The organism is Cronobacter dublinensis subsp. dublinensis LMG 23823, from assembly GCF_001277235.1.
Taxonomy (GTDB): Bacteria; Pseudomonadota; Gammaproteobacteria; order Enterobacterales; family Enterobacteriaceae; genus Cronobacter; species Cronobacter dublinensis.
This window is the reverse complement of record NZ_CP012266.1, coordinates 4402156-4423402: the sequence shown is the minus strand read 5'-3', so window position 1 is coordinate 4423402 and position 21247 is coordinate 4402156. Positions and strand designations below refer to the sequence as shown.

Here is a 21247-nt window from a genome sequence, read left to right as displayed (position 1 = left end):
TTGCCCGGATAAACTCTTCATCAGCGAAACGTTTCGCTGAGGGAGCATAAAATGAAAAAAGGCACCGTTCTTCATTCCGGTATTTCATCCGTCATCTCGCGTCTTGGTCACACCGACACCGTTGTGGTGTGCGACGCCGGGCTGCCGATCCCGTCCACGACTGAACGTATCGATCTCGCGCTGACCCAGGGCGTGCCGGGGTTTTTACAGGTTGTTGATGTCGTGACGCGTGAAATGCAGGTGGAAGCGGCGATCCTCGCAGAAGAGATTAAACAGCATAATCCGCAGCTCCACGAAACGTTGCTCGGTCACCTCGGGCAGCTGCAGCAACACCAGGGAAATACCATCGCTGTTCACTATGTCTCGCATGAACAGTTCAAACTAAAAACCGCTGACAGTCAGGCGGTCATTCGCAGCGGGGAGTGTTCCCCGTATGCGAATATCATTCTCTGCGCTGGCGTCACGTTCTGAGGCCGCTATGGAACCTTTACTCCAGCTTAAAGGCATCGATAAATCCTTCCCCGGCGTTAAGGCGCTCTCCGGCGCGACGCTGAACGTCTACGCCGGGCGCGTCATGGCGCTGGTGGGAGAAAACGGCGCCGGTAAATCCACGCTGATGAAAGTACTCACCGGCATCTATACCCGCGACGCCGGTTCGCTGGTCTGGCTTGGTCAGGAAACTGCCTTCAGCGGGCCGAAAGCCTCGCAGGAAGCCGGTATCGGCATCATCCACCAGGAGTTAAACCTGATCCCGCAGCTCTCCATCGCGGAGAACATCTTTCTGGGGCGCGAGTTTGTCAGCCGTTTCGGCAAAATCGACTGGAAAAAGATGTATGCCGAAGCGGACAAACTGCTGGCGAAGCTCAACCTGCGCTTTAACAGCCGCCGGCTGGTGGGCGAGCTGTCGATTGGCGATCAGCAAATGGTGGAAATTGCCAAAGTGCTGAGCTTTGAGTCGAAGGTCATCATTATGGATGAGCCGACCGACGCGCTGACCGATACCGAAACCGACTCCCTGTTCCGCGCTATCCGCGAGCTGAAATCGCAGGGCTGCGGCATCGTTTATATCTCCCACCGCATGAAAGAAATTTTTGAGATCTGCGATGACGTAACGGTGATGCGCGACGGCCAGTTTATCGCCGAGCGTGAAGTCAGCTCCCTGACGGAAGAGACGCTCATCGAAATGATGGTCGGCCGTAAGCTCGAAGACCAGTACCCGCATCTTGATAAAGCGCCGGGCCAGATCCGCCTGAAGGTCGACAACCTGAGCGGCCCTGGCGTGAACGGCGTGAGCTTTACGCTGCGTCAGGGCGAAATCCTGGGCGTCTCCGGGCTGATGGGCGCCGGGCGTACCGAATTAATGAAAGTGCTGTATGGCGCGCTGCCGCGCACGGGCGGCAGCGTCACGCTGGATAACCGCGAAGTGGTGACGCGCTCGCCCCAGGACGGCCTGGCGAACGGCATCGTCTATATCTCCGAAGATCGTAAACGCGACGGGCTGGTGCTCGGCATGTCGGTGAAAGAAAACATGTCACTGACCGCGCTGCGCTATTTCAGCCGCGACGTCGGCAGCCTAAAGCATAAAGACGAGCAGCAGGCGGTCAGCGATTTTATCCGCCTCTTTAACGTTAAAACGCCGTCCATGGATCAGGCCATCGGTCTGCTGTCCGGCGGCAACCAGCAAAAAGTGGCGATCGCCCGCGGATTAATGACGCGCCCGAAAGTGCTCATCCTCGACGAGCCGACCCGTGGCGTGGATGTGGGCGCCAAAAAAGAAATTTATCAGCTCATTAACCAGTTCAAAGCCGAAGGGCTGAGCATCATCCTGGTCTCCTCGGAGATGCCGGAAGTGCTGGGGATGAGCGATCGCATCATGGTGATGCATGAAGGGCATCTCGGCGGTGAATTCACACGCGAGCAGGCCACCCAGGAACTGCTGATGGCTGCGGCCGTCGGCAAGCTCAATCGCGTGACCCAGGAGTAAAAGACGTATGACTACCCAGACCGTTGCGACTCGTCGCTTTTTCACAAAAGCGTGGCTGATGGAGCAAAAGTCGCTGATAGCCCTGCTGGTGCTGATTGCGATTGTCTCCACCCTGAGCCCCAATTTCTTTACCGTTAATAACCTGCTCAACATTCTCCAGCAGACCTCGGTGAACGCCATTATGGCGGTCGGGATGACGCTGGTTATCCTCACCTCGGGTATCGATCTGTCCGTCGGTTCCCTGCTGGCGTTAACCGGGGCGGTCGCCGCCTCGCTCGTCGGCATTGAGGTCAACGCGCTGGTGGCGGTGGCTGCCGCCCTTGCGCTTGGCGCGGCTATCGGCGCGGTGACCGGCGCGATTGTGGCAAAAGGCCGCGTGCAGGCGTTTATCGCCACGCTGGTGATGATGCTGCTGCTGCGCGGGGTAACGCTTGAATACACGAACGGCAGCCCGGTCAGCACCGGCTTTAACGACAACGGCGACCTGTTTGGCTGGTTCGGCATCGGGCGCCCGCTCGGCATCCCGACGCCGGTGTGGATCATGGCGCTGGTGTTTCTGGTGACCTGGTACGTGCTGCATCACACCCGTCTTGGTCGTTATATCTACGCGCTGGGCGGCAATGAAGCGGCGACGCGCCTCTCGGGCATCAGCGTTAACAAAATCAAGATTATTGTCTACTCGCTCTCAGGTCTGCTGGCGTCGCTCGCTGGCGTGATTGAAGTGGCGCGTCTCTCTTCGGCGCAGCCGCTGGCGGGCGTGGGCTATGAACTGGACGCCATCGCGGCAGTCGTGCTCGGCGGCACCAGTCTGGCGGGCGGGAAAGGTCGTATTGTTGGGACGCTGATCGGCGCGCTGATCCTCGGTTTCCTGAATAATAGCCTGAACCTTTTAGGTGTTTCTCCCTACTACCAGATGATCGTCAAAGCTGTGGTCATTTTGCTGGCGGTGCTGGTGGATAACAAAAAGCAGTAACTCATTACTCAACAGGACATCTGATTATGAATATGAAAAAGCTGGCTACACTGGTTTCCGCCGTTGCGTTAAGCGCGACCGTCAGCGCCAACGCGATGGCGAAAGACACCATCGCACTGGTCGTTTCTACGCTGAACAACCCGTTCTTTGTGTCGCTGAAAGATGGCGCGCAAAAAGAAGCAGAAAAACTGGGTTACGATCTGGTGGTGCTGGATTCTCAGAATAACCCGGCGAAAGAGCTGGCGAACGTGCAGGACCTGACCGTTCGCGGCACCAAACTGGTACTGATCAACCCGACCGATTCCGATGCGGTGGGCAACGCCGTGAAGATGGCAAACCAGGCGAAAATCCCGGTGATCACCCTGGACCGTATGGCGGCGAAAGGCGAAGTGGTCAGCCATATCGCGTCTGATAACATCGCAGGCGGTAAAATCGCAGGTAACTACATTGCGAAGCAAGCCGGTGACGGCGCGAAAGTCATCGAACTGCAGGGCATAGCAGGCACCTCGGCGGCGCGCGAGCGTGGCGAAGGCTTCAGGCAGGCCGTAGATGCGCATAAGCTGAATGTGCTGGCGAGCCAGCCTGCGGATTTCGACCGCACCAAAGGCCTGAACGTGATGCAGAACCTGCTGACCGCGCACCCTGACGTGAAAGCCGTGTTCGCGCAGAACGACGAAATGGCGCTGGGCGCGCTGCGTGCGCTGCAGACCGCCGGTAAAACCGATGTCATGGTGGTTGGCTTTGACGGCACCGCTGACGGCGTGAAAGCGGTTCAGGATGGTAAGATGAGCGCGACCGTCGCTCAGCAGCCGGAGCAAATCGGCGTTATCGGCGTACAGACCGCGGATAAAGTGCTGAAAGGCGAGAAAGTTCGCGCCCGTATCCCGGTGGATCTGAAGCTGGTTATCAAATAAAACCACGCATTAATAAGAAAAGCAGGGCAATGCGCCACAGGATGTGGCGCCTTTACAGGAACACTCACATGAAAAGCGCTGGCAACCTCGTCGTCCTCGGCAGCATCAATGCCGACCATATCCTCAACCTTGACGCCTTCCCGGCGCCGGGCGAAACCGTCACCGGCAGCCGGTATCAGGTGGCGTTCGGCGGCAAAGGCGCCAACCAGGCCGTGGCGGCCGGGCGCAGCGGCGCGGCAATCGCGTTTATCGCCTGCGTGGGCGAGGATGATACCGGCGAGCGTATTCGCCAGCAGCTTTCGCGCGATAATATCGATGTCTCCCCCGTCAGCGTGGTGGCTGGTGAATCGACCGGCGTGGCGCTGATTTTCGTCAATGGCGAAGGTGAAAACGTCATCGGTATTCATGCTGGCGCGAACGCGGCGTTAACGCCTGCGCGCGTTGAGGCGCAGCGGGAGGGGATCGCCAGTGCCCGCGCGCTGCTGATGCAGCTGGAATCGCCGGTCGAAAGCGTGATTGCTGCCGCGCGTATCGCCCATGAACATCAGACTATCGTTATCCTTAACCCGGCGCCCGCGCGCGCGCTTTCCGATGAGCTGCTGGCGCTGGTGGACATCATTACCCCCAATGAAACCGAAGCGGAAAAACTGACCGGCGTGAAGGTCGCAAGCGATGAGAGCGCCGCGCAGGCCGCCGCGGTCTTGCATCAGAAAGGCATTGAAACGGTGATTATCACGCTCGGCAGCCGCGGCGTATGGCTGAGCGTTAACGGCGAAGGGCAGCGCGTGCCGGGCTTTAGCGTGAAGGCCGTCGATACGATTGCCGCGGGCGATACCTTTAACGGCGCGCTGGTCACCGCGCTGCTGGAAGGCACGCCGCTGCTTGAGGCTATCCGCTTCGCCCATGCCGCCGCCGCGATTGCGGTGACGCGACCTGGCGCGCAGCCTTCCGTTCCCTGGCGCGACGAGATCGACGCCTTTTTACAGCAGCAGGGGTAAGCCATCGTGGCGACAATGAAAGATGTCGCCCGCCTTGCGGGTGTCTCCACCTCAACCGTCTCGCACGTCATTAATAAAGACCGCTTCGTCAGCGACGCAATTCGTGTGCGGGTGGAAGATGCCGTCAGAACACTTAATTACGCGCCGTCAGCGCTGGCGCGCAGTCTGAAGCTGAACCAGACGCGCACCATCGGCATGCTGATCACCGCAAGCTCCAACCCCTTTTACTCCGAGCTGGTACGCGGCGTGGAGCGCAGCTGCTTTGAGCGCGGCTACAGCCTGGTGTTGTGCAATACCGAAGGTGACGAACAGCGTATGAACCGCAATCTGGAGACGCTGCTGCAAAAGCGCGTCGACGGTTTGCTCTTACTTTGCACCGAAACGCATCAACCTTCTCCGGCCATTATGACGCGCTACCCGGCAATCCCGACCGTGATGATGGACTGGTCGCCTTTCGACGGCGACAGCGATGTGATTCAGGACAATTCGCTGCTGGGCGGCGATATCGCCACGCGGCATCTGATTGAGAAAGGCTTTACGCGAATCGCCTGCGTGACCGGCCCGCTGGATAAGACCCCGGCGCGTCTGCGTCTGGAAGGATATCGTACCGCGATGCAGCGCGCAGGGCTGGCAGTACCGGAAGGATATGAAGTTATCGGCGATTTTGAGTTCGGGGGCGGCCTGCGGGCGATGCAGTCGCTGCTGGCGCTGCCCGAACCGCCGCAGGCGGTATTTATGGGGAACGACGCGATGGCGGTTGGCGCTTATCAGGCGCTCTACCAGGCCGGGCTTCGCATCCCGCAGGATATCGCGCTGGTGGGCTATGACGATATCGAACTGGCGCGCTATATGACCCCGCCGCTGACCACTATCCATCAGCCCAAAGACGAACTGGGCGAGCTCGCCATTGACGTGCTCATTCATCGCATGGCGCAACCGGAGCTCCAGCAGCAGCGCCTGCAACTGACGCCGGTTCTGATGGAGCGCGGCTCCGCTTAAGCCTTGTGGCGCTCTTTAATCAGGTTGCGGCCATCTTTAGGGCGCAACAGCATAAAGACCAGCGACGACACCACAGTTATCACGCCCATCGTAATAAAGGTGTAGTGGAACTGCTCAACGGTGTTGGCGTTATCAAACCCTTCATAGAAGCGCAGCACCGCCGCGCTGACGGCCACCCCAAGGCTTATCGACAGCTGCTGCGTTACCGCCAGCATGCTGTTGCCGCCACTGGCGCTTTCATCAGTGAGATCCGCAAGCGTAATGGTATTCATCGCGGTGAACTGCGTGGACATGGCAAGACCCAGCACAAACAGCGGCAGGATCAGCAGCCATACCTGGTTATCCGGCGATTGCAGGGAGAACTGCGCAATCATCAGCCCGATAAACAGCGTGACGCCAACCAGCGTCTTACGATACCCGAACCAGCGAAGCACCTGCGTTACGCCTGATTTGGCGATAATCGAGCCGACCGCCGTCGGCGCCATCATGCAGCCTGCGATAAACGCCGGGTAACCAAAACCAACCTGCAGCATTAGCGGCATCAGAAACGGCACGCAGCCTGTGCCGAGACGGGAGGCGATATTCCCGGCGATGCCAACAGAGAAGGTGCGCGTCTTAAACAAAGACAGCGAGATTAGCGGCGCGCTGTGCCGACGGGCGTGCCAGATATAAGCCATCATCAGCAATAACCCACTGGCAATAACGGCGAGCGCCATCCAGGTGGTCACGATGCGTTCGCCAAACAGCTCCATGCCGCTGGAAAACAGCACCAGGCTCAGGCCGAACAGAAAGAAACCCGGCATGTCGAAGCGCCGGCGCGGGGTGGTGAAGTTCGGCATATATTTGCGGGCGTAGAACAGACCCGCGACGCCAATCGGAATATTAATAAGGAATATCCAGTGCCAGCTCGCCCAGGTGACCAGCACGCCGCCGAGTAAGGGCCCGAGTATCGGGCCGACCAGGCCGGGCATCGTGACGAAATTCAGCACCGGCAGCAGTTCGCTGCGCGGATAGGCGCGCAGGAGGGCGAGACGCGCCACCGGCATCATCATCGCGCCGCCGATGCCCTGCACGATGCGAAAGATAACCAGCTCGGCAAGCGAACCGGACAGCGCGCAGGCGAGCGAACCTAACGTAAAGAGCGAGACGGCGGTCATAAAGACACGGCGGGTGCCGAAGCGGTCGGCCAGCCAGCCGCTGACGGGGATGAGCATCGCGACCGTCAGCGTGTAACTGATTATCGCGGACTGCATCGCCAGCGGAGAACGGTTAAGGCTTTGTGCAATGGCTGGCAGGGCGGTGTTGAGAATGGTGGCATCCAGTGCCTGCATAAAAAAGGCCATCGCCGCTATCCACGGCAGGCCCGCCATACTGCGCGCTTTTTTAGTCATGCGGATCCTGTTGTTATTTCTCTGGCGACGCGGGAGCCTGTAGCAACGCCTGGCAGGCGCGGTAGGCCTCTTCGCTTTGGGACGCGAGGATAGCGTCCGCAATCGCCTGATGAAGTTCGGGCTTGATAACCTGGTTGTGCGTTATCGACGTGAAATAATTGTAATAGATGGAGCGGAACAGGCTCGCGAAAGCGGTCATAAAGGGATTGCCGCTCATTTCATAGATTTGTTCGTGATAAGCCATATCGACTTCTATAAAGCGTTCCCGGTTAAAAGCGTCCTGTAACGCCTGCATTTCTTCCAGCGTATTTTTGAGTCGCTGTTTTTGGGCGTCGCTGCCGTTAAGCGCGGCCAGCGAGCAGGCCTGCGGTTCAAGGCTGTGGCGCATGACCAGAAAATGATTCACCACGGTCGGGAAGGCTTCAATCCCCATCCACCAGGTGAGCAGCTCTTTATCGAGGAAATTCCACTGACTTTGGGGCAATACGCGCGTGCCGATGCGCGGGCGCGGCAATACCAGGCCTTTGGCCGTTAACGTCTTCACGGCTTCGCGTACCGCCGTGCGGCTCACGCCGAACTGCTCTCCCAGTTCTATTTCACCAGGTAGAATCTCACCGGGCTTAAATTCACCCTGAAGGATGCGCTGCGCCAGTTTTTCGGCCAGGACATAAGAAAGGTTCTTTTGGGCGGCCTGTTGATGCGCCAGTAACGACATAATGGCAATTCCTTTAGCTGTACATCGCTAAGTAGTATGCCACCGCAGAGCCTGATCTGATGCAAAAAACGGCAAATAACAGCTTGTATGGCGGTTTAATACAATAAATGGTGAAAAAAAGCGCGCTTGGAAACTTTTTTCAAATTAGGGGTTGTCAGGCGCGAAGAACTCCCTATAATGCGCCTCCACTGACACGGCACAACGGCAAACAAACCGGCCCGTCAGGCAGACGAAAGCGAAAATAAACGCTTGACTCTGAAAGAGGAAAGCGTAATATACGCCACCTCGCGACAGCAGGCTGAAAGCCGCGTCGCACCGCTCTTTAACAATTTATCAGACAATCTGTGTGGGCACTCGGGGCACTGATATCTTAACGTCTTCGGACGATAAATGATTATCAAGTCTCAAGTGAACAACAGTTAATTCATTACGAACTAACAGTTTAATTCTTTGAGCATCAAACTTTAATTGAAGAGTTTGATCATGGCTCAGATTGAACGCTGGCGGCAGGCCTAACACATGCAAGTCGGGCGGTAACAGGAATCAGCTTGCTGATTTGCTGACGAGCGGCGGACGGGTGAGTAATGTCTGGGAAACTGCCTGATGGAGGGGGATAACTACTGGAAACGGTAGCTAATACCGCATAACGTCTTCGGACCAAAGTGGGGGACCTTCGGGCCTCATGCCATCAGATGTGCCCAGATGGGATTAGCTAGTAGGTGGGGTAAAGGCTCACCTAGGCGACGATCCCTAGCTGGTCTGAGAGGATGACCAGCCACACTGGAACTGAGACACGGTCCAGACTCCTACGGGAGGCAGCAGTGGGGAATATTGCACAATGGGCGCAAGCCTGATGCAGCCATGCCGCGTGTATGAAGAAGGCCTTCGGGTTGTAAAGTACTTTCAGCGAGGAGGAAGGTGTTGTGGTTAATAACCACAGCAATTGACGTTACTCGCAGAAGAAGCACCGGCTAACTCCGTGCCAGCAGCCGCGGTAATACGGAGGGTGCAAGCGTTAATCGGAATTACTGGGCGTAAAGCGCACGCAGGCGGTTTGTTAAGTCAGATGTGAAATCCCCGGGCTCAACCTGGGAACTGCATTTGAAACTGGCAAGCTTGAGTCTCGTAGAGGGGGGTAGAATTCCAGGTGTAGCGGTGAAATGCGTAGAGATCTGGAGGAATACCGGTGGCGAAGGCGGCCCCCTGGACGAAGACTGACGCTCAGGTGCGAAAGCGTGGGGAGCAAACAGGATTAGATACCCTGGTAGTCCACGCCGTAAACGATGTCGACTTGGAGGTTGTGCCCTTGAGGCGTGGCTTCCGGAGCTAACGCGTTAAGTCGACCGCCTGGGGAGTACGGCCGCAAGGTTAAAACTCAAATGAATTGACGGGGGCCCGCACAAGCGGTGGAGCATGTGGTTTAATTCGATGCAACGCGAAGAACCTTACCTGGTCTTGACATCCAGAGAATCCTGCAGAGATGCGGGAGTGCCTTCGGGAACTCTGAGACAGGTGCTGCATGGCTGTCGTCAGCTCGTGTTGTGAAATGTTGGGTTAAGTCCCGCAACGAGCGCAACCCTTATCCTTTGTTGCCAGCACGTAATGGTGGGAACTCAAAGGAGACTGCCGGTGATAAACCGGAGGAAGGTGGGGATGACGTCAAGTCATCATGGCCCTTACGACCAGGGCTACACACGTGCTACAATGGCGCATACAAAGAGAAGCGACCTCGCGAGAGCAAGCGGACCTCATAAAGTGCGTCGTAGTCCGGATTGGAGTCTGCAACTCGACTCCATGAAGTCGGAATCGCTAGTAATCGTGGATCAGAATGCCACGGTGAATACGTTCCCGGGCCTTGTACACACCGCCCGTCACACCATGGGAGTGGGTTGCAAAAGAAGTAGGTAGCTTAACCTTCGGGAGGGCGCTTACCACTTTGTGATTCATGACTGGGGTGAAGTCGTAACAAGGTAACCGTAGGGGAACCTGCGGTTGGATCACCTCCTTACCTGCAAGATACAACCTCGTAGTGCTCACACAGATTGTCTGATAGAAAAGTAAAGAAGCAAAACCTCTACAGGCTTGTAGCTCAGGTGGTTAGAGCGCACCCCTGATAAGGGTGAGGTCGGTGGTTCAAGTCCACTCAGGCCTACCAACTCCGCACGGAGTTGCAGAGGTTTAACTACGATGGGGCTATAGCTCAGCTGGGAGAGCGCCTGCTTTGCACGCAGGAGGTCTGCGGTTCGATCCCGCATAGCTCCACCATCACTTCAGAGTGTACTCCCTGAGTATACTGCGAAGTATTTGCTCTTTAACAATCCGGAACAAGCTGAAAATTGAAACAGACACGCTGCTGCATTCTTCCGTAAATAAGGAATGCGCGGTGTGTCAGAGTCTCTCAAACTCGCAGCACGAAGACTTCTTCGGGTTGTGAGGTTAAGCGAACAAGCGTACACGGTGGATGCCCTGGCAGTCAGAGGCGATGAAGGACGTGCTAATCTGCGAAAAGCGCCGGTAAGGTGATATGAACCGTTATAGCCGGCGATGTCCGAATGGGGAAACCCAGTGTGATTCGTCACACTATCTCAGCATGAATACATAGTGCTGTGAGGCGAACCGGGGGAACTGAAACATCTAAGTACCCCGAGGAAAAGAAATCAACCGAGATTCCCCCAGTAGCGGCGAGCGAACGGGGAACAGCCCAGAGCCTGAATCAGCTTGTGTGTCAGTGGAACGGTCTGGAAAGGCCGGCGATACAGGGTGACAGCCCCGTACACGAAGGCACACAGGCTGTGAGCTCGATGAGTAGGGCGGGACACGTGATATCCTGTCTGAAGATGGGGGGACCATCCTCCAAGGCTAAATACTCCTGACTGACCGATAGTGAACCAGTACCGTGAGGGAAAGGCGAAAAGAACCCCGGCGAGGGGAGTGAAACAGAACCTGAAACCGTGTACGTACAAGCAGTGGGAGCCTTCGTAAGAGGGTGACTGCGTACCTTTTGTATAATGGGTCAGCGACTTATATTCTGTAGCAAGGTTAACCGCATAGGGGAGCCGAAGGGAAACCGAGTCTTAACCGGGCGTTAAGTTGCAGGGTATAGACCCGAAACCCGGTGATCTAGCCATGGGCAGGTTGAAGGTTGGGTAACACTAACTGGAGGACCGAACCGACTAATGTTGAAAAATTAGCGGATGACCTGTGGCTGGGGGTGAAAGGCCAATCAAACCGGGAGATAGCTGGTTCTCCCCGAAAGCTATTTAGGTAGCGCCTCGTGAACTCATCTTCGGGGGTAGAGCACTGTTTCGGCTAGGGGGCCATCCCGGCTTACCAACCCGATGCAAACTACGAATACCGAAGAATGTTATCACGGGAGACACACGGCGGGTGCTAACGTCCGTCGTGAAGAGGGAAACAACCCAGACCGCCAGCTAAGGTCCCAAAGTCATGGTTAAGTGGGAAACGATGTGGGAAGGCACAGACAGCCAGGATGTTGGCTTAGAAGCAGCCATCATTTAAAGAAAGCGTAATAGCTCACTGGTCGAGTCGGCCTGCGCGGAAGATGTAACGGGGCTAAACCATGCACCGAAGCTGCGGCAGCGACACTATGTGTTGTTGGGTAGGGGAGCGTTCTGTAAGCCTGTGAAGGTGTGCTGTGAGGCATGCTGGAGGTATCAGAAGTGCGAATGCTGACATAAGTAACGATAAAGCGGGTGAAAAGCCCGCTCGCCGGAAGACCAAGGGTTCCTGTCCAACGTTAATCGGGGCAGGGTGAGTCGACCCCTAAGGCGAGGCCGAAAGGCGTAGTCGATGGGAAACAGGTTAATATTCCTGTACTTGGTGTTACTGCGAAGGGGGGACGGAGAAGGCTATGTTGGCCGGGCGACGGTTGTCCCGGTTTAAGCGTGTAGGTGTGTGTTCCAGGTAAATCCGGTTCACTTTAACACTGAGGCGTGATGACGAGGCACTACGGTGCTGAAGTAACAAATGCCCTGCTTCCAGGAAAAGCCTCTAAGCATCAGGTAACACGAAATCGTACCCCAAACCGACACAGGTGGTCAGGTAGAGAATACCAAGGCGCTTGAGAGAACTCGGGTGAAGGAACTAGGCAAAATGGTGCCGTAACTTCGGGAGAAGGCACGCTGACATGTAGGTGAAGCCCCTGCGGGTGGAGCTGAAGTCAGTCGAAGATACCAGCTGGCTGCAACTGTTTATTAAAAACACAGCACTGTGCAAACACGAAAGTGGACGTATACGGTGTGACGCCTGCCCGGTGCCGGAAGGTTAATTGATGGGGTTATCGCAAGAGAAGCTCCTGATCGAAGCCCCGGTAAACGGCGGCCGTAACTATAACGGTCCTAAGGTAGCGAAATTCCTTGTCGGGTAAGTTCCGACCTGCACGAATGGCGTAATGATGGCCAGGCTGTCTCCACCCGAGACTCAGTGAAATTGAACTCGCTGTGAAGATGCAGTGTACCCGCGGCAAGACGGAAAGACCCCGTGAACCTTTACTACAGCTTGACACTGAACATTGAGCCTTGATGTGTAGGATAGGTGGGAGGCTTTGAAGCGTGGACGCCAGTCTGCGTGGAGCCAACCTTGAAATACCACCCTTTAATGTTTGATGTTCTAACCTGGCGCCATAATCTGGCGTGGGGACAGTGTCTGGTGGGTAGTTTGACTGGGGCGGTCTCCTCCCAAAGTGTAACGGAGGAGCACGAAGGTCAGCTAATCCTGGTCGGACATCAGGAGGTTAGTGCAATGGCATAAGCTGGCTTGACTGCGAGAGTGACGGCTCGAGCAGGTGCGAAAGCAGGTCATAGTGATCCGGTGGTTCTGTATGGAAGGGCCATCGCTCAACGGATAAAAGGTACTCCGGGGATAACAGGCTGATACCGCCCAAGAGTTCATATCGACGGCGGTGTTTGGCACCTCGATGTCGGCTCATCACATCCTGGGGCTGAAGTAGGTCCCAAGGGTATGGCTGTTCGCCATTTAAAGTGGTACGCGAGCTGGGTTTAGAACGTCGTGAGACAGTTCGGTCCCTATCTGCCGTGGGCGCTGGAGAATTGAGGGGGGCTGCTCCCAGTACGAGAGGACCGGAGTGGACGCATCACTGGTGTTCGGGTTGTCATGCCAATGGCACTGCCCGGTAGCTAAATGCGGAAGAGATAAGTGCTGAAAGCATCTAAGCACGAAACTTGCCCCGAGATGAGTTCTCCCTGAGACTATAAGTCTCCTGAAGGAACGTTGAAGACGACGACGTTGATAGGCCGGGTGTGTAAGCGCAGCGATGCGTTGAGCTAACCGGTACTAATGAACCGTGAGGCTTAACCTTACAACGCCAAAGAAGTCTGGCGTGTTGAGAGACGATTCAGCTTGTGACGGATAACGTTCATGGCGTAAAGCGGTGGACGGACAGAATTTGCCTGGCGGCTGTAGCGCGGTGGTCCCACCTGACCCCATGCCGAACTCAGAAGTGAAACGCCGTAGCGCCGATGGTAGTGTGGGGTCTCCCCATGCGAGAGTAGGGAACTGCCAGGCATCAAATAAAGAACCCCTCAGCGATGCTGAGGGGTTTTTGCTTTCTGGGTACCAGACAACAGCATCAGCCCCGCCTTTCCCTTAACCCTTTCCTTTTTAACTACTTTCTCAGCCCGTAATACCACCGCTGAAGATAATCACTTCCGTCCTGCCAGCCAGCTGGCAATAAACGTCGCGATCTGCGCAGGATCGTTGAGATTCAATACCGGTAAATCATTGCCCGGCAATGGTATATCGCTCGCGATAGCGATGGTATGCGCGTCCGGGGTTAACGCCGTCGTCTCTCTGCCCGCCGCTTTTCGAAACAGCATAATTTTCGCGATTTCATCGTGTTTAAAGCCTTCCACCAGAATTACATCCAGCTGCGAGCTATCCATTCGGCTTGCTAGATAATACAGATCCGGCTCTGCCTCGTCCGGCGTTTCGGTCATCAGCGCCCAGCGTTTCGCGCTGGCGACTAATGTCTGGGCGGCACCCGCTTTACGCAGCATATAACTGTCCTTACCCGGCGTGTCGACATCCATATCGTGATGAGTATGTTTAATCAGGCCCGGACGAATGCCTTTTTCGCGCAACAGTGGGATCAACGCTTTCAGCAGCGTTGTTTTCCCCGTGCCGCTCCATGCGGCGATACCCAGTAATGGAATCATTCTCTCTCCTGCCACTTTTCAAGTTCGGCAAGCGTATTCACATTGGCAAAATCCGTTTTACCGGAAAACGTCACGGCACTGCCGTTAATTTGACGCAGGAATACCATGACACGCCGTTCTCCGCACGCCAGATAATCCGTCAGGGCCGCTTTTACTGAATGATGAACCAGTGCGATAGCGGGGTGGTCGCGCTCGCCATCGCTGACCCACACCGCAGGCCGTGTTGCTTTCGCCGCCCACAGGCGCTGCGCCAGGGAGGCGGGAATATGCGGGGTGTCGCACGGACAAAACAGATACCATTCGCCGGGAAGTTGCTGCATTGCGGAAAGCATACCTGCGAGCGGCCCCGGGAAGTCCGGCAGCGTATCGGTGATGACCGGGTATCCGCCCATGCGATAAGCCTCCAGATCCCGGTTAGCGCTGATAGCGACGTGCTCTACCTGCGCGGCAAGACGCTCCGCAACATGCCGCCATAGCGGCTTACCATTTAGCAGCAGCAGCCCTTTATTCTGCCCGCCCATTCGCGTCGCCCGGCCGCCTGCCAGCACCACGCCGGTAATCGCGCTAAGCTTATCCAAGAATATCACCTCTTTTCATACGGTTTTGTCCCTGCTAACGTGTCAGCCAGATAAAAGGAGCCCATGATGAAATGCAAACGCCTTAATGAAGTTATCGAGCTGCTTCAGCCTGCCTGGGAAAAAGAACCCGATCTCAACCTGCTGGAGTTTCTGCAAAAGCTGGCCGTCGAATCCGGTTTTACCGGCGAACTTGCCGATCTTACCGATGATATTCTGATTTATCAGTTAAAAATGCGTGATGCCGATAAAGACGCCGTCATTCCCGGCATCCAGAAGGACTACGAGGACGATTTCAAAACGGCGCTGCTGCGCGCTCGCGGGGTGATTAAAGAGTAAAAGCTTGTAAGAGAAGCCCTCGCGTTCGCTTTGAAATGATATCCTGAAGCATTGCTTGTGTTTTCCGGATATCGGGATGACAGATAACGCTTTTACCTTCCAGACGCTACAGCCAGATACCATCATGGATGCCCTGTTTGAACACGGCATTCGTGTGGATTCTGGCCTGACTGCGCTTAATAGCTTTGAAAACCGCGTTTATCTTTTTCAGGATGAAGATCGTAAGCGTTTTGTTGTGAAATTTTACCGCCCGCATCGCTGGAGCGCCGATCAAATCCGCGAAGAGCATCATTTCGCGCTTGAGCTGGAAACCGATGAAGTGCCGGTGGCGGCCCCGTTGCGCCTGAATGGCGATACGCTCTTAACGCATGATGGCTATATGTTTGCCGTTTTTCCGGGCCTCGGCGGCCGTCAGTATGAAACGGATAACCTCGATCAAATGGAATGGGTCGGGCGCTATCTGGGACGTATCCACCAGACCGGTAAGCAGCGCCTCTTCTCGCACCGTCCGACCATCGGCATTAACGAATATCTGCTGGAGCCGCGCGCGGTCTATGAGACAAGCACGCTCATCCCTGCCTCGCTAAAGGCCGCGCTTTTACAGGCAACCGATGCGCTGACGACAGCCGTTACCGCCCGCTGGCAGCCCGGTTACGATGCGCTGCGCCTGCACGGCGACTGCCATCCAGGTAATATTCTCTGGCGCGACGGCCCGCTGTTTGTCGATCTCGACGACGCCCGCAACGGCCCTGCCATTCAGGATCTCTGGATGTTACTGAACGGCGATGCCGCCGAGCAGCGCATGCAGATGGAAACTATTCTCGAAGCTTATGAGGAATTCACGAGCTTCAATCTTAAAGAGCTTGAGCTGATAGAGCCGCTGCGCGCCATGCGTCAGGTTTACTATCTGGCCTGGCTTATCCGTCGCTGGGAAGATCCAGCGTTTCCGCGCAACTTCCCCTGGCTTGCGGAGGAAGATTTCTGGCGCCGTCAGACCGCGACGTTTAATGAGCAAATTCGGGCGCTCAATGAGCCTCCTTTACAACTAACGCCAATGTATTGATCAGTAATATTCAGGAGAGAGTAAATGATGAAGAAGATTTGGCTGGCGCTGGCCGGTATGGTGATGGCATTCAGCGTATCTGCTGCCGACTACACTGACGGTAAACAATACAACACGCTGGAGAAACCGGTTGCTGGCGCGCCGCAGGTCATGGAGTTCTTCTCCTTCTACTGCCCGCACTGCTACCAGTTTGAAGAAGTGCTGCACGTTTCCGACAACGTGAAGAAAAAGCTGCCGGCTGGCACCAAAATGACCAAATACCACGTTGAATTCCTGGGCCCGCTGGGTAAAGACCTGACGCAGGCGTGGGCGGTTGCGATGGCGATGGGGATTGAAGATAAAATCACGACCCCGATGTTTGAAGCGGTGCAGAAAACCCAAACCGTACAAACGCCTGCCGACATCCGTAAAGTCTTTATCGACGCGGGTGTGAAGCCGGAAGAATATGACGCCGCCTGGAACAGCTTCGTCGTGAAATCACTGGTCGCGCAGCAGGAAAAAGCGGCGGCGGACGTTGGCCTGCAGGGTGTGCCTGCGATGTACGTCAACGGTAAATACCAGCTTAACCCGCAGGGCATGGATACCAGCAATATGGACGCGTTCGTCCAGCAATATGCGAATACGGTGAATTACCTGCTCGGCCAGAAATAATCTGCCTGAGTAAAAGAAAAGCCGGTCACTGACCGGCTTTTTTATACGTCCGATAAATGGCCTCCAGCTCGGCGTCTTTATCATTCCACAGGCCGTTCAGCCACTGCTGAAAGCGGCGCTTAAAGTTTTTATCGTTAACGTAATCGCCATGCAGCGACGCTTCCAGCGGTAACAGATCAACATGCACCACAATACGCGTCAGCTTTCCGCTTAACATATCGTAAAACGGCGTGCGGTTATTTTGCGGGTAGCAGAGCGTCACGTTTAACAGCTTATCGAACTGTTTCCCCAGGACATTTAACGCCATGGCGATGCCAGCCGCTTTCGGCGGAAGTAAATGCCGGAAGGGGGAACGCAGCTGGATCTTTTTTTCTTCGGTAAAACGAGAGCCTTCGACGAAATTCACTATCGTGGTGGGATGATGGCGGAATTTCTCGCAGGAGCGGCGGGTGGTTTCCACATCTTTACCGCGGCGTTCCGGGTGGCGCAGCAGATAGCTGCGGGAATAACGACGCATAAAAGGCATATCCAGCGCCCAGCAGGCGAGCCCAATAAAAGGCACCCAGCCAAGCTGTTGTTTCAGGAAATATTTATTCATGGGAATATGCTTACGGAACAGCACACACAGCACCACAATATCGGCCCAGCTGTGGTGATTGCTGATAAGTAAATACCAGCTCTTTTTATTCAGGCCTTCCAGCCCTTTTACTTCCCATGTGAGACGGGGATTCAGGTGCAGCAGTAATGCCAGCCCTTCACACCAGCAATACATCATAAAATTACAGAAGCCGGAAACCGAGCGCCAGACGGCAGGAAAAGGCAGCAGCAGTTTAATTATGCCAGCAAGGATAATTGGCACGGAGCATACAATAGTTACCAGAATAGCCAGCACGATGCTCAGCAGCAGCGTCGTCGCAGCGAGTAATCTCGACATAATAATTTTCAGACGGTCAGATAAAATGCCGGGTCGGCAGAGGGCGCAGATTCTAACAGAAAACGTTCGCACGGGATGAGCCTAAACGTAACGCGGGATGAATAACGCCTGGTTTTAAGCGCTAAAAAAGCGAACCGGCAAAAGCCCTTTTTTATATCCACAATAAAACTTTTCCGCCAAAAAATAATTAGCGGTCACAGATATTTCATAACCCCATGATTTTTTAGATTATTTACAGCGCTTCGTTACGTTTTTATCTCACGTTATTAATAGCTTAGGTTTTTGTACACAAACTTATCCACAGGGAAGGTTGCGAGCGATCGCGCGGATCGGCAAAACTTTCTGGCCGATCGGCCCTTTGGGTTTCATGTTTTGCGCCAGGCTATGGCATCCTTTATCCATAACTTCATTATCAGGCACGGACATTATGGTTCAGATCCCAGAAAATCCCCTTATTCTCGTCGATGGCTCTTCTTACCTGTATCGGGCGTATCACGCGTTTCCGCCGCTGACCAACAGCGCAGGCGAGCCCACAGGCGCCATGTATGGCGTGCTGAATATGCTGCGCAGCCTGATACTGCAGTACCAGCCCAGCCATGCCGCCGTGGTGTTCGACGCCAAAGGCAAAACCTTCCGTGACGAACTGTTCGAGCACTATAAATCTCACCGTCCGCCGATGCCTGACGATCTGCGCGCGCAGATTGAGCCGCTGCATGCGATGGTCAAAGCAATGGGGCTGCCGCTGCTGGCGGTGTCCGGCGTCGAGGCCGACGACGTTATCGGCACGCTTGCGAAAGAAGCGGCGGCGGCGGGCCGCGCGGTGCTTATCAGCACCGGCGATAAAGACATGGCGCAGCTTGTGACGCCAGATGTCACGCTTATCAACACCATGACCAACACGGTGCTGGGGCCGGAAGAGGTCTGTGCGAAATATGGCGTGCCGCCGGAGCTGATTATCGATTTCCTGGCGCTGATGGGCGACTCGTCCGATAACATTCCGGGCGTGCCGGGCGTTGGCGAAAAAACCGCCCAGGCGCTGCTGCAGGGGCTCGGCGGTCTGGACGCGCTCTATGCGAACCCGGAGAAAATCGCGGAGCTCTCCTTCCGCGGCGCCAAAACCATGGCCGCTAAGCTTGAGCAAAACAAAGAGGTGGCGTACCTCTCTTATCAACTGGCGACCATCAAGACCGATGTCGAGCTGGAGCTGAGTCACGATCGTCTCGAGGTGCAGCAACCGCTCGCTGATGAACTGCTGGCCCTCTTCAGACAGTACGAGTTCAAACGCTGGACGTCCGATCTCGAGGCCGGTAAATGGCTGCAATCGCGAGGCAAACCCGCGGCGAAACCGACGGAAACCATCGTCGTCGAGGCGGAGCCGGAAGAAGAGGCCGTCGCGCTCTCGGCGGAGCGCTACGTCACTATCCTTGACGAAGAGACGCTGCTGGAGTGGATTACGCGCATTAAAAAAGCGCCGGTGGTGGCGGTGGATACCGAAACCGACAGCCTCGATAACCTCACAGCCAATCTGGTCGGCCTCTCGTTTGCCATCGAACCGGGCCTTGCGGCTTATATTCCGGTCGCGCACGACTATCTCGACGCGCCGGATCAGCTCGACCGCGATCGCGTGCTGGCGTTACTCAAACCCCTGCTGGAAGATGAGAAACTGGTGAAAGTAGGCCAGAACCTCAAATTCGACCGCGGCATTTTGCAGAATTACGGCATTGAGTTGCGCGGTATCGTCTTCGATACCATGCTGGAGTCTTATATTCTGGACAGCGTTTCTGGCCGCCACGATATGGACAGCCTTTCCAGCCGCTGGCTTAAGCATACGACCATCACGTTTGAGCAGATTGCCGGTAAGGGCAAAAACCAGCTCACGTTTAATCAGATCGATCTTGAACAGGCCGGGCGCTACGCGGCGGAAGACGCGGACGTCACGCTGCAGCTGCACCTGAAAATGTGGCCGAAGCTTCAGCAGCACAAAGGCCCGCTGAATATCTTCGAACATATCGAAATGCCGCTGGTGCCGGTGCTGTCACGCATCGAGCGCAACGGCGTCAAAATCGACCCGGCGGTGCTGCACGCGCATTCACAGGAAATCGCCCTGAAGCTTGCCGAGCTTGAGCAAAAAGCCCATGAGATCGCTGGCGAGCCGTTTAATCTCTCCTCCACCAAGCAGCTGCAAACCATTCTGTTTGAAAAGCAGGGCATTAAGCCGCTGAAGAAAACGCCGGGCGGCGCGCCGTCCACCTCGGAAGAGGTGCTGGAGGAACTGGCGCTCGACTATCCGCTGCCGAAAGTTATTCTGCAATACCGCGGCCTTGCGAAGCTGAAATCAACCTATACCGATAAGCTGCCGCTGATGATCAACCCGAAAACCGGCCGTGTGCATACCTCGTATCACCAGGCGGTCACCGCGACCGGGCGCCTGTCTTCTACCGATCCGAACCTGCAAAACATCCCGGTACGCAACGACGAAGGTCGCCGCATTCGCCAGGCGTTTATCGCGCCGGAGGATTACGTGATTGTCTCTGCGGACTATTCACAGATTGAGTTGCGCATCATGGCGCATCTGTCGCGTGATAAAGGGCTGCTCAGCGCCTTTGCCGAAGGCAAAGACATCCATCGCGCGACCGCGGCGGAAGTGTTTGGTCTGCCGCTGGAGAGCGTTTCTAACGAGCAGCGGCGCAGCGCCAAGGCGATTAACTTCGGTCTGATCTACGGCATGAGCGCGTTCGGGCTGTCGCGCCAGCTTAATATCCCGCGTAAAGAGTCGCAGAAGTACATGGATCTCTACTTCGAGCGCTACCCTGGCGTGCTGGAGTACATGGAGCGCACCCGCAAGCAGGCCAAAGATAACGGCTATGTGGAAACGCTGGACGGGCGTCGCCTCTACCTGCCGGATATCAACGCCAGCAACGCGGCGCGGCGCGCAGGCGCTGAACGCGCGGCCATCAATGCGCCGATGCAAGGCACCGCAGCGGACATCATCAAACGCGCGATGATCGCGGTCGACGCCTGGCTGGAGAAAGAGCAGCCGCGCGTGAAAATGATCATGCAGGTGCACGATGAACTGGTGTTTGAGGTGCATAAAGATGACGTCGAGGCGGTGTCGCTAAAAATTCATGAGCTGATGGAAAACAGCATGAAACTGGACGTGCCGCTGCTGGTGGAAGTGGGCAGCGGCGAGAACTGGGATCAGGCGCATTAACCCCGCAACGGGAGAACGCGCTTTTGTAACTTAGCAACATAACTAATAGATTTTTGTGATAATCATTAGAAATTGCTATGTAAAGAATGAAAAGAAATTACAAAAAGTGCTTTTTCCCGTCATAAAAAAAGGGTAGAGTTAGCGATGTAGGGTACAGAGGTAAGATGTTCTATCTTTCAGACCTTTTACTTCACGTAATCGGATTTGGCTGAATATTTTAGCCGCCCCAGTCAGAAATGACTGGGGCGTTTTTTATTGCACGGAAAAAAGTATCGAGAGACGCGCGAGCCAGGCCCGCGCCGGTGG

At 55.7% G+C, this 21247-nt stretch carries 16 protein-coding genes, 2 tRNA genes and 3 rRNA genes; 16 read left to right on the top strand and 5 right to left on the bottom strand.

The annotated features are described in order from the left end of the window. Positions 1 to 51: 51 nt before the first annotated feature. The 6 genes from rbsD (at position 52) to rbsR (ending at position 5868) form a co-directional block, all read left to right on the top strand. Positions 52 to 471, top strand: coding sequence for a D-ribose pyranase (gene rbsD / locus AFK67_RS20515; protein WP_038875822.1), 420 nt, complete (start codon positions 52 to 54; stop codon positions 469 to 471). A 7-nt stretch (positions 472 to 478) separates the two neighbouring features. Continuing rightward, positions 479 to 1984, top strand: a complete 1506-nt coding sequence (rbsA, locus tag AFK67_RS20510) for a ribose ABC transporter ATP-binding protein RbsA (RefSeq protein ID WP_032967504.1) — start codon at positions 479 to 481, stop codon at positions 1982 to 1984. Between the two features lie 7 nt (positions 1985 to 1991). Further along, entirely contained in the window at positions 1992 to 2957 is a 966-nt protein-coding gene (rbsC, locus tag AFK67_RS20505; RefSeq protein WP_007664459.1) for a ribose ABC transporter permease, read from the top strand. Between the two features lie 26 nt (positions 2958 to 2983). Further along, positions 2984 to 3871: a ribose ABC transporter substrate-binding protein RbsB gene (rbsB, locus tag AFK67_RS20500; protein ID WP_007728231.1), complete on the top strand. Its 888-nt coding sequence runs from the start codon at positions 2984 to 2986 to the stop codon at positions 3869 to 3871. Between the two features lie 68 nt (positions 3872 to 3939). After that, entirely contained in the window at positions 3940 to 4869 is a 930-nt protein-coding gene (rbsK, locus tag AFK67_RS20495; RefSeq protein WP_007728229.1) for a ribokinase, read from the top strand. Positions 4870 to 4875: 6 nt separating this feature from the next. Beyond that, the gene (rbsR, locus tag AFK67_RS20490; protein WP_071602767.1) at positions 4876 to 5868 is read left to right on the top strand and encodes a ribose operon transcriptional repressor RbsR; all 993 of its coding nucleotides are present in this window, start codon (positions 4876 to 4878) and stop codon (positions 5866 to 5868) included. Here rbsR and mdtD read toward each other — a convergent pair. Further along, a complete protein-coding gene (mdtD, locus tag AFK67_RS20485; protein ID WP_032967505.1) occupies positions 5865 to 7259 on the bottom strand; it encodes a multidrug transporter subunit MdtD in 1395 nt (464 codons plus the stop codon). The two genes, rbsR and mdtD, sit on opposite strands and share 4 nt — an antisense overlap. A 13-nt stretch (positions 7260 to 7272) precedes the next feature. Continuing rightward, positions 7273 to 7974 carry a FadR/GntR family transcriptional regulator gene (locus AFK67_RS20480; RefSeq protein WP_038884304.1) on the bottom strand — a complete coding sequence of 234 codons (702 nt, stop codon included), beginning with the start codon at positions 7972 to 7974 and terminating at the stop codon, positions 7273 to 7275. A 465-nt stretch (positions 7975 to 8439) separates the two neighbouring features. On the opposite strand from AFK67_RS20480, the gene AFK67_RS20475 reads away from it, so the two are divergent. From AFK67_RS20475 to rrf, 5 genes are all read left to right on the top strand, one after another. Continuing rightward, positions 8440 to 9982, top strand: a 16S ribosomal RNA gene (locus AFK67_RS20475). Positions 9983 to 10052: 70 nt separating this feature from the next. Beyond that, positions 10053 to 10129 (top strand) — tRNA-Ile (locus AFK67_RS20470). 34 nt (positions 10130 to 10163) lie between these two features. Further along, a tRNA-Ala gene (locus AFK67_RS20465) sits at positions 10164 to 10239 on the top strand. A gap of 169 nt (positions 10240 to 10408) precedes the next feature. Then, positions 10409 to 13312, top strand: a 23S ribosomal RNA gene (locus AFK67_RS20460). 90 nt (positions 13313 to 13402) lie between these two features. Next, positions 13403 to 13518 (top strand): 5S ribosomal RNA (gene rrf, locus AFK67_RS20455). Together the 16S, 23S and 5S rRNA genes with 2 tRNA genes alongside form the textbook arrangement of a ribosomal RNA operon. Before the next feature lie 137 nt (positions 13519 to 13655). On the opposite strand, the gene mobB is transcribed toward rrf, so the two are convergent. Both mobB and mobA read right to left on the bottom strand, forming a co-directional pair. Then, a complete protein-coding gene (gene mobB / locus AFK67_RS20450; protein ID WP_007729459.1) occupies positions 13656 to 14168 on the bottom strand; it encodes a molybdopterin-guanine dinucleotide biosynthesis protein MobB in 513 nt (170 codons plus the stop codon). Beyond that, the gene (mobA, locus tag AFK67_RS20445) at positions 14165 to 14746 is read right to left on the bottom strand and encodes a molybdenum cofactor guanylyltransferase MobA (RefSeq protein WP_007729460.1); all 582 of its coding nucleotides are present in this window, start codon (positions 14744 to 14746) and stop codon (positions 14165 to 14167) included. Before mobA ends, mobB begins: the two co-directional genes overlap by 4 nt. Before the next feature lie 66 nt (positions 14747 to 14812). Here mobA and AFK67_RS20440 point away from each other — a divergent pair, with 66 nt between their 5' ends. The 3 genes from AFK67_RS20440 to dsbA all read left to right on the top strand — a co-directional run bounded on the left by AFK67_RS20440 (position 14813) and on the right by dsbA (position 16796). Continuing rightward, a complete protein-coding gene (locus AFK67_RS20440) occupies positions 14813 to 15082 on the top strand; it encodes a YihD family protein (protein WP_007729462.1) in 270 nt (89 codons plus the stop codon). 76 nt (positions 15083 to 15158) lie between these two features. Continuing rightward, a complete protein-coding gene (locus tag AFK67_RS20435) occupies positions 15159 to 16145 on the top strand; it encodes a serine/threonine protein kinase (RefSeq protein WP_007729466.1) in 987 nt (328 codons plus the stop codon). A 27-nt stretch (positions 16146 to 16172) separates the two neighbouring features. After that, on the top strand, positions 16173 to 16796 hold the full coding sequence (gene dsbA / locus AFK67_RS20430) for a thiol:disulfide interchange protein DsbA (protein ID WP_032967558.1): 624 nt from the start codon (positions 16173 to 16175) through the stop codon (positions 16794 to 16796). A gap of 25 nt (positions 16797 to 16821) precedes the next feature. On the opposite strand, the gene AFK67_RS20425 is transcribed toward dsbA, so the two are convergent. Further along, entirely contained in the window at positions 16822 to 17730 is a 909-nt protein-coding gene (locus tag AFK67_RS20425) for a 1-acylglycerol-3-phosphate O-acyltransferase, YihG family (protein ID WP_038884733.1), read from the bottom strand. Between the two features lie 427 nt (positions 17731 to 18157). Here AFK67_RS20425 and polA point away from each other — a divergent pair, with 427 nt between their 5' ends. Further along, complete coding sequence (polA, locus tag AFK67_RS20420) at positions 18158 to 20941, top strand: DNA polymerase I (protein WP_007729484.1); 2784 nt, start codon at positions 18158 to 18160, stop codon at positions 20939 to 20941. A 164-nt stretch (positions 20942 to 21105) separates the two neighbouring features. Further along, complete coding sequence (locus AFK67_RS23720) at positions 21106 to 21153, top strand: small protein SpfP (protein ID WP_071892919.1); 48 nt, start codon at positions 21106 to 21108, stop codon at positions 21151 to 21153. Positions 21154 to 21247: the final 94 nt, after the last annotated feature.

Coding starts and splice junctions, on each gene's coding strand:
- AFK67_RS20440 (WP_007729462.1), top strand. CDS start 14,813: ATGAAATGCAAACGCCTTAATGAAGTTATCGAGCTGCTTCAGCCTGCC.
- AFK67_RS20425 (WP_038884733.1), bottom strand. CDS start 17,730: ATGTCGAGATTACTCGCTGCGACGACGCTGCTGCTGAGCATCGTGCTG.
- rbsA (WP_032967504.1), top strand. CDS start 479: ATGGAACCTTTACTCCAGCTTAAAGGCATCGATAAATCCTTCCCCGGC.
- mdtD (WP_032967505.1), bottom strand. CDS start 7,259: ATGACTAAAAAAGCGCGCAGTATGGCGGGCCTGCCGTGGATAGCGGCG.
- rbsK (WP_007728229.1), top strand. CDS start 3,940: ATGAAAAGCGCTGGCAACCTCGTCGTCCTCGGCAGCATCAATGCCGAC.
- rbsD (WP_038875822.1), top strand. CDS start 52: ATGAAAAAAGGCACCGTTCTTCATTCCGGTATTTCATCCGTCATCTCG.
- rbsB (WP_007728231.1), top strand. CDS start 2,984: ATGAATATGAAAAAGCTGGCTACACTGGTTTCCGCCGTTGCGTTAAGC.
- AFK67_RS20435 (WP_007729466.1), top strand. CDS start 15,159: ATGACAGATAACGCTTTTACCTTCCAGACGCTACAGCCAGATACCATC.
- polA (WP_007729484.1), top strand. CDS start 18,158: ATGGTTCAGATCCCAGAAAATCCCCTTATTCTCGTCGATGGCTCTTCT.
- AFK67_RS20480 (WP_038884304.1), bottom strand. CDS start 7,974: ATGTCGTTACTGGCGCATCAACAGGCCGCCCAAAAGAACCTTTCTTAT.
- rbsC (WP_007664459.1), top strand. CDS start 1,992: ATGACTACCCAGACCGTTGCGACTCGTCGCTTTTTCACAAAAGCGTGG.
- dsbA (WP_032967558.1), top strand. CDS start 16,173: ATGAAGAAGATTTGGCTGGCGCTGGCCGGTATGGTGATGGCATTCAGC.
- mobB (WP_007729459.1), bottom strand. CDS start 14,168: ATGATTCCATTACTGGGTATCGCCGCATGGAGCGGCACGGGGAAAACA.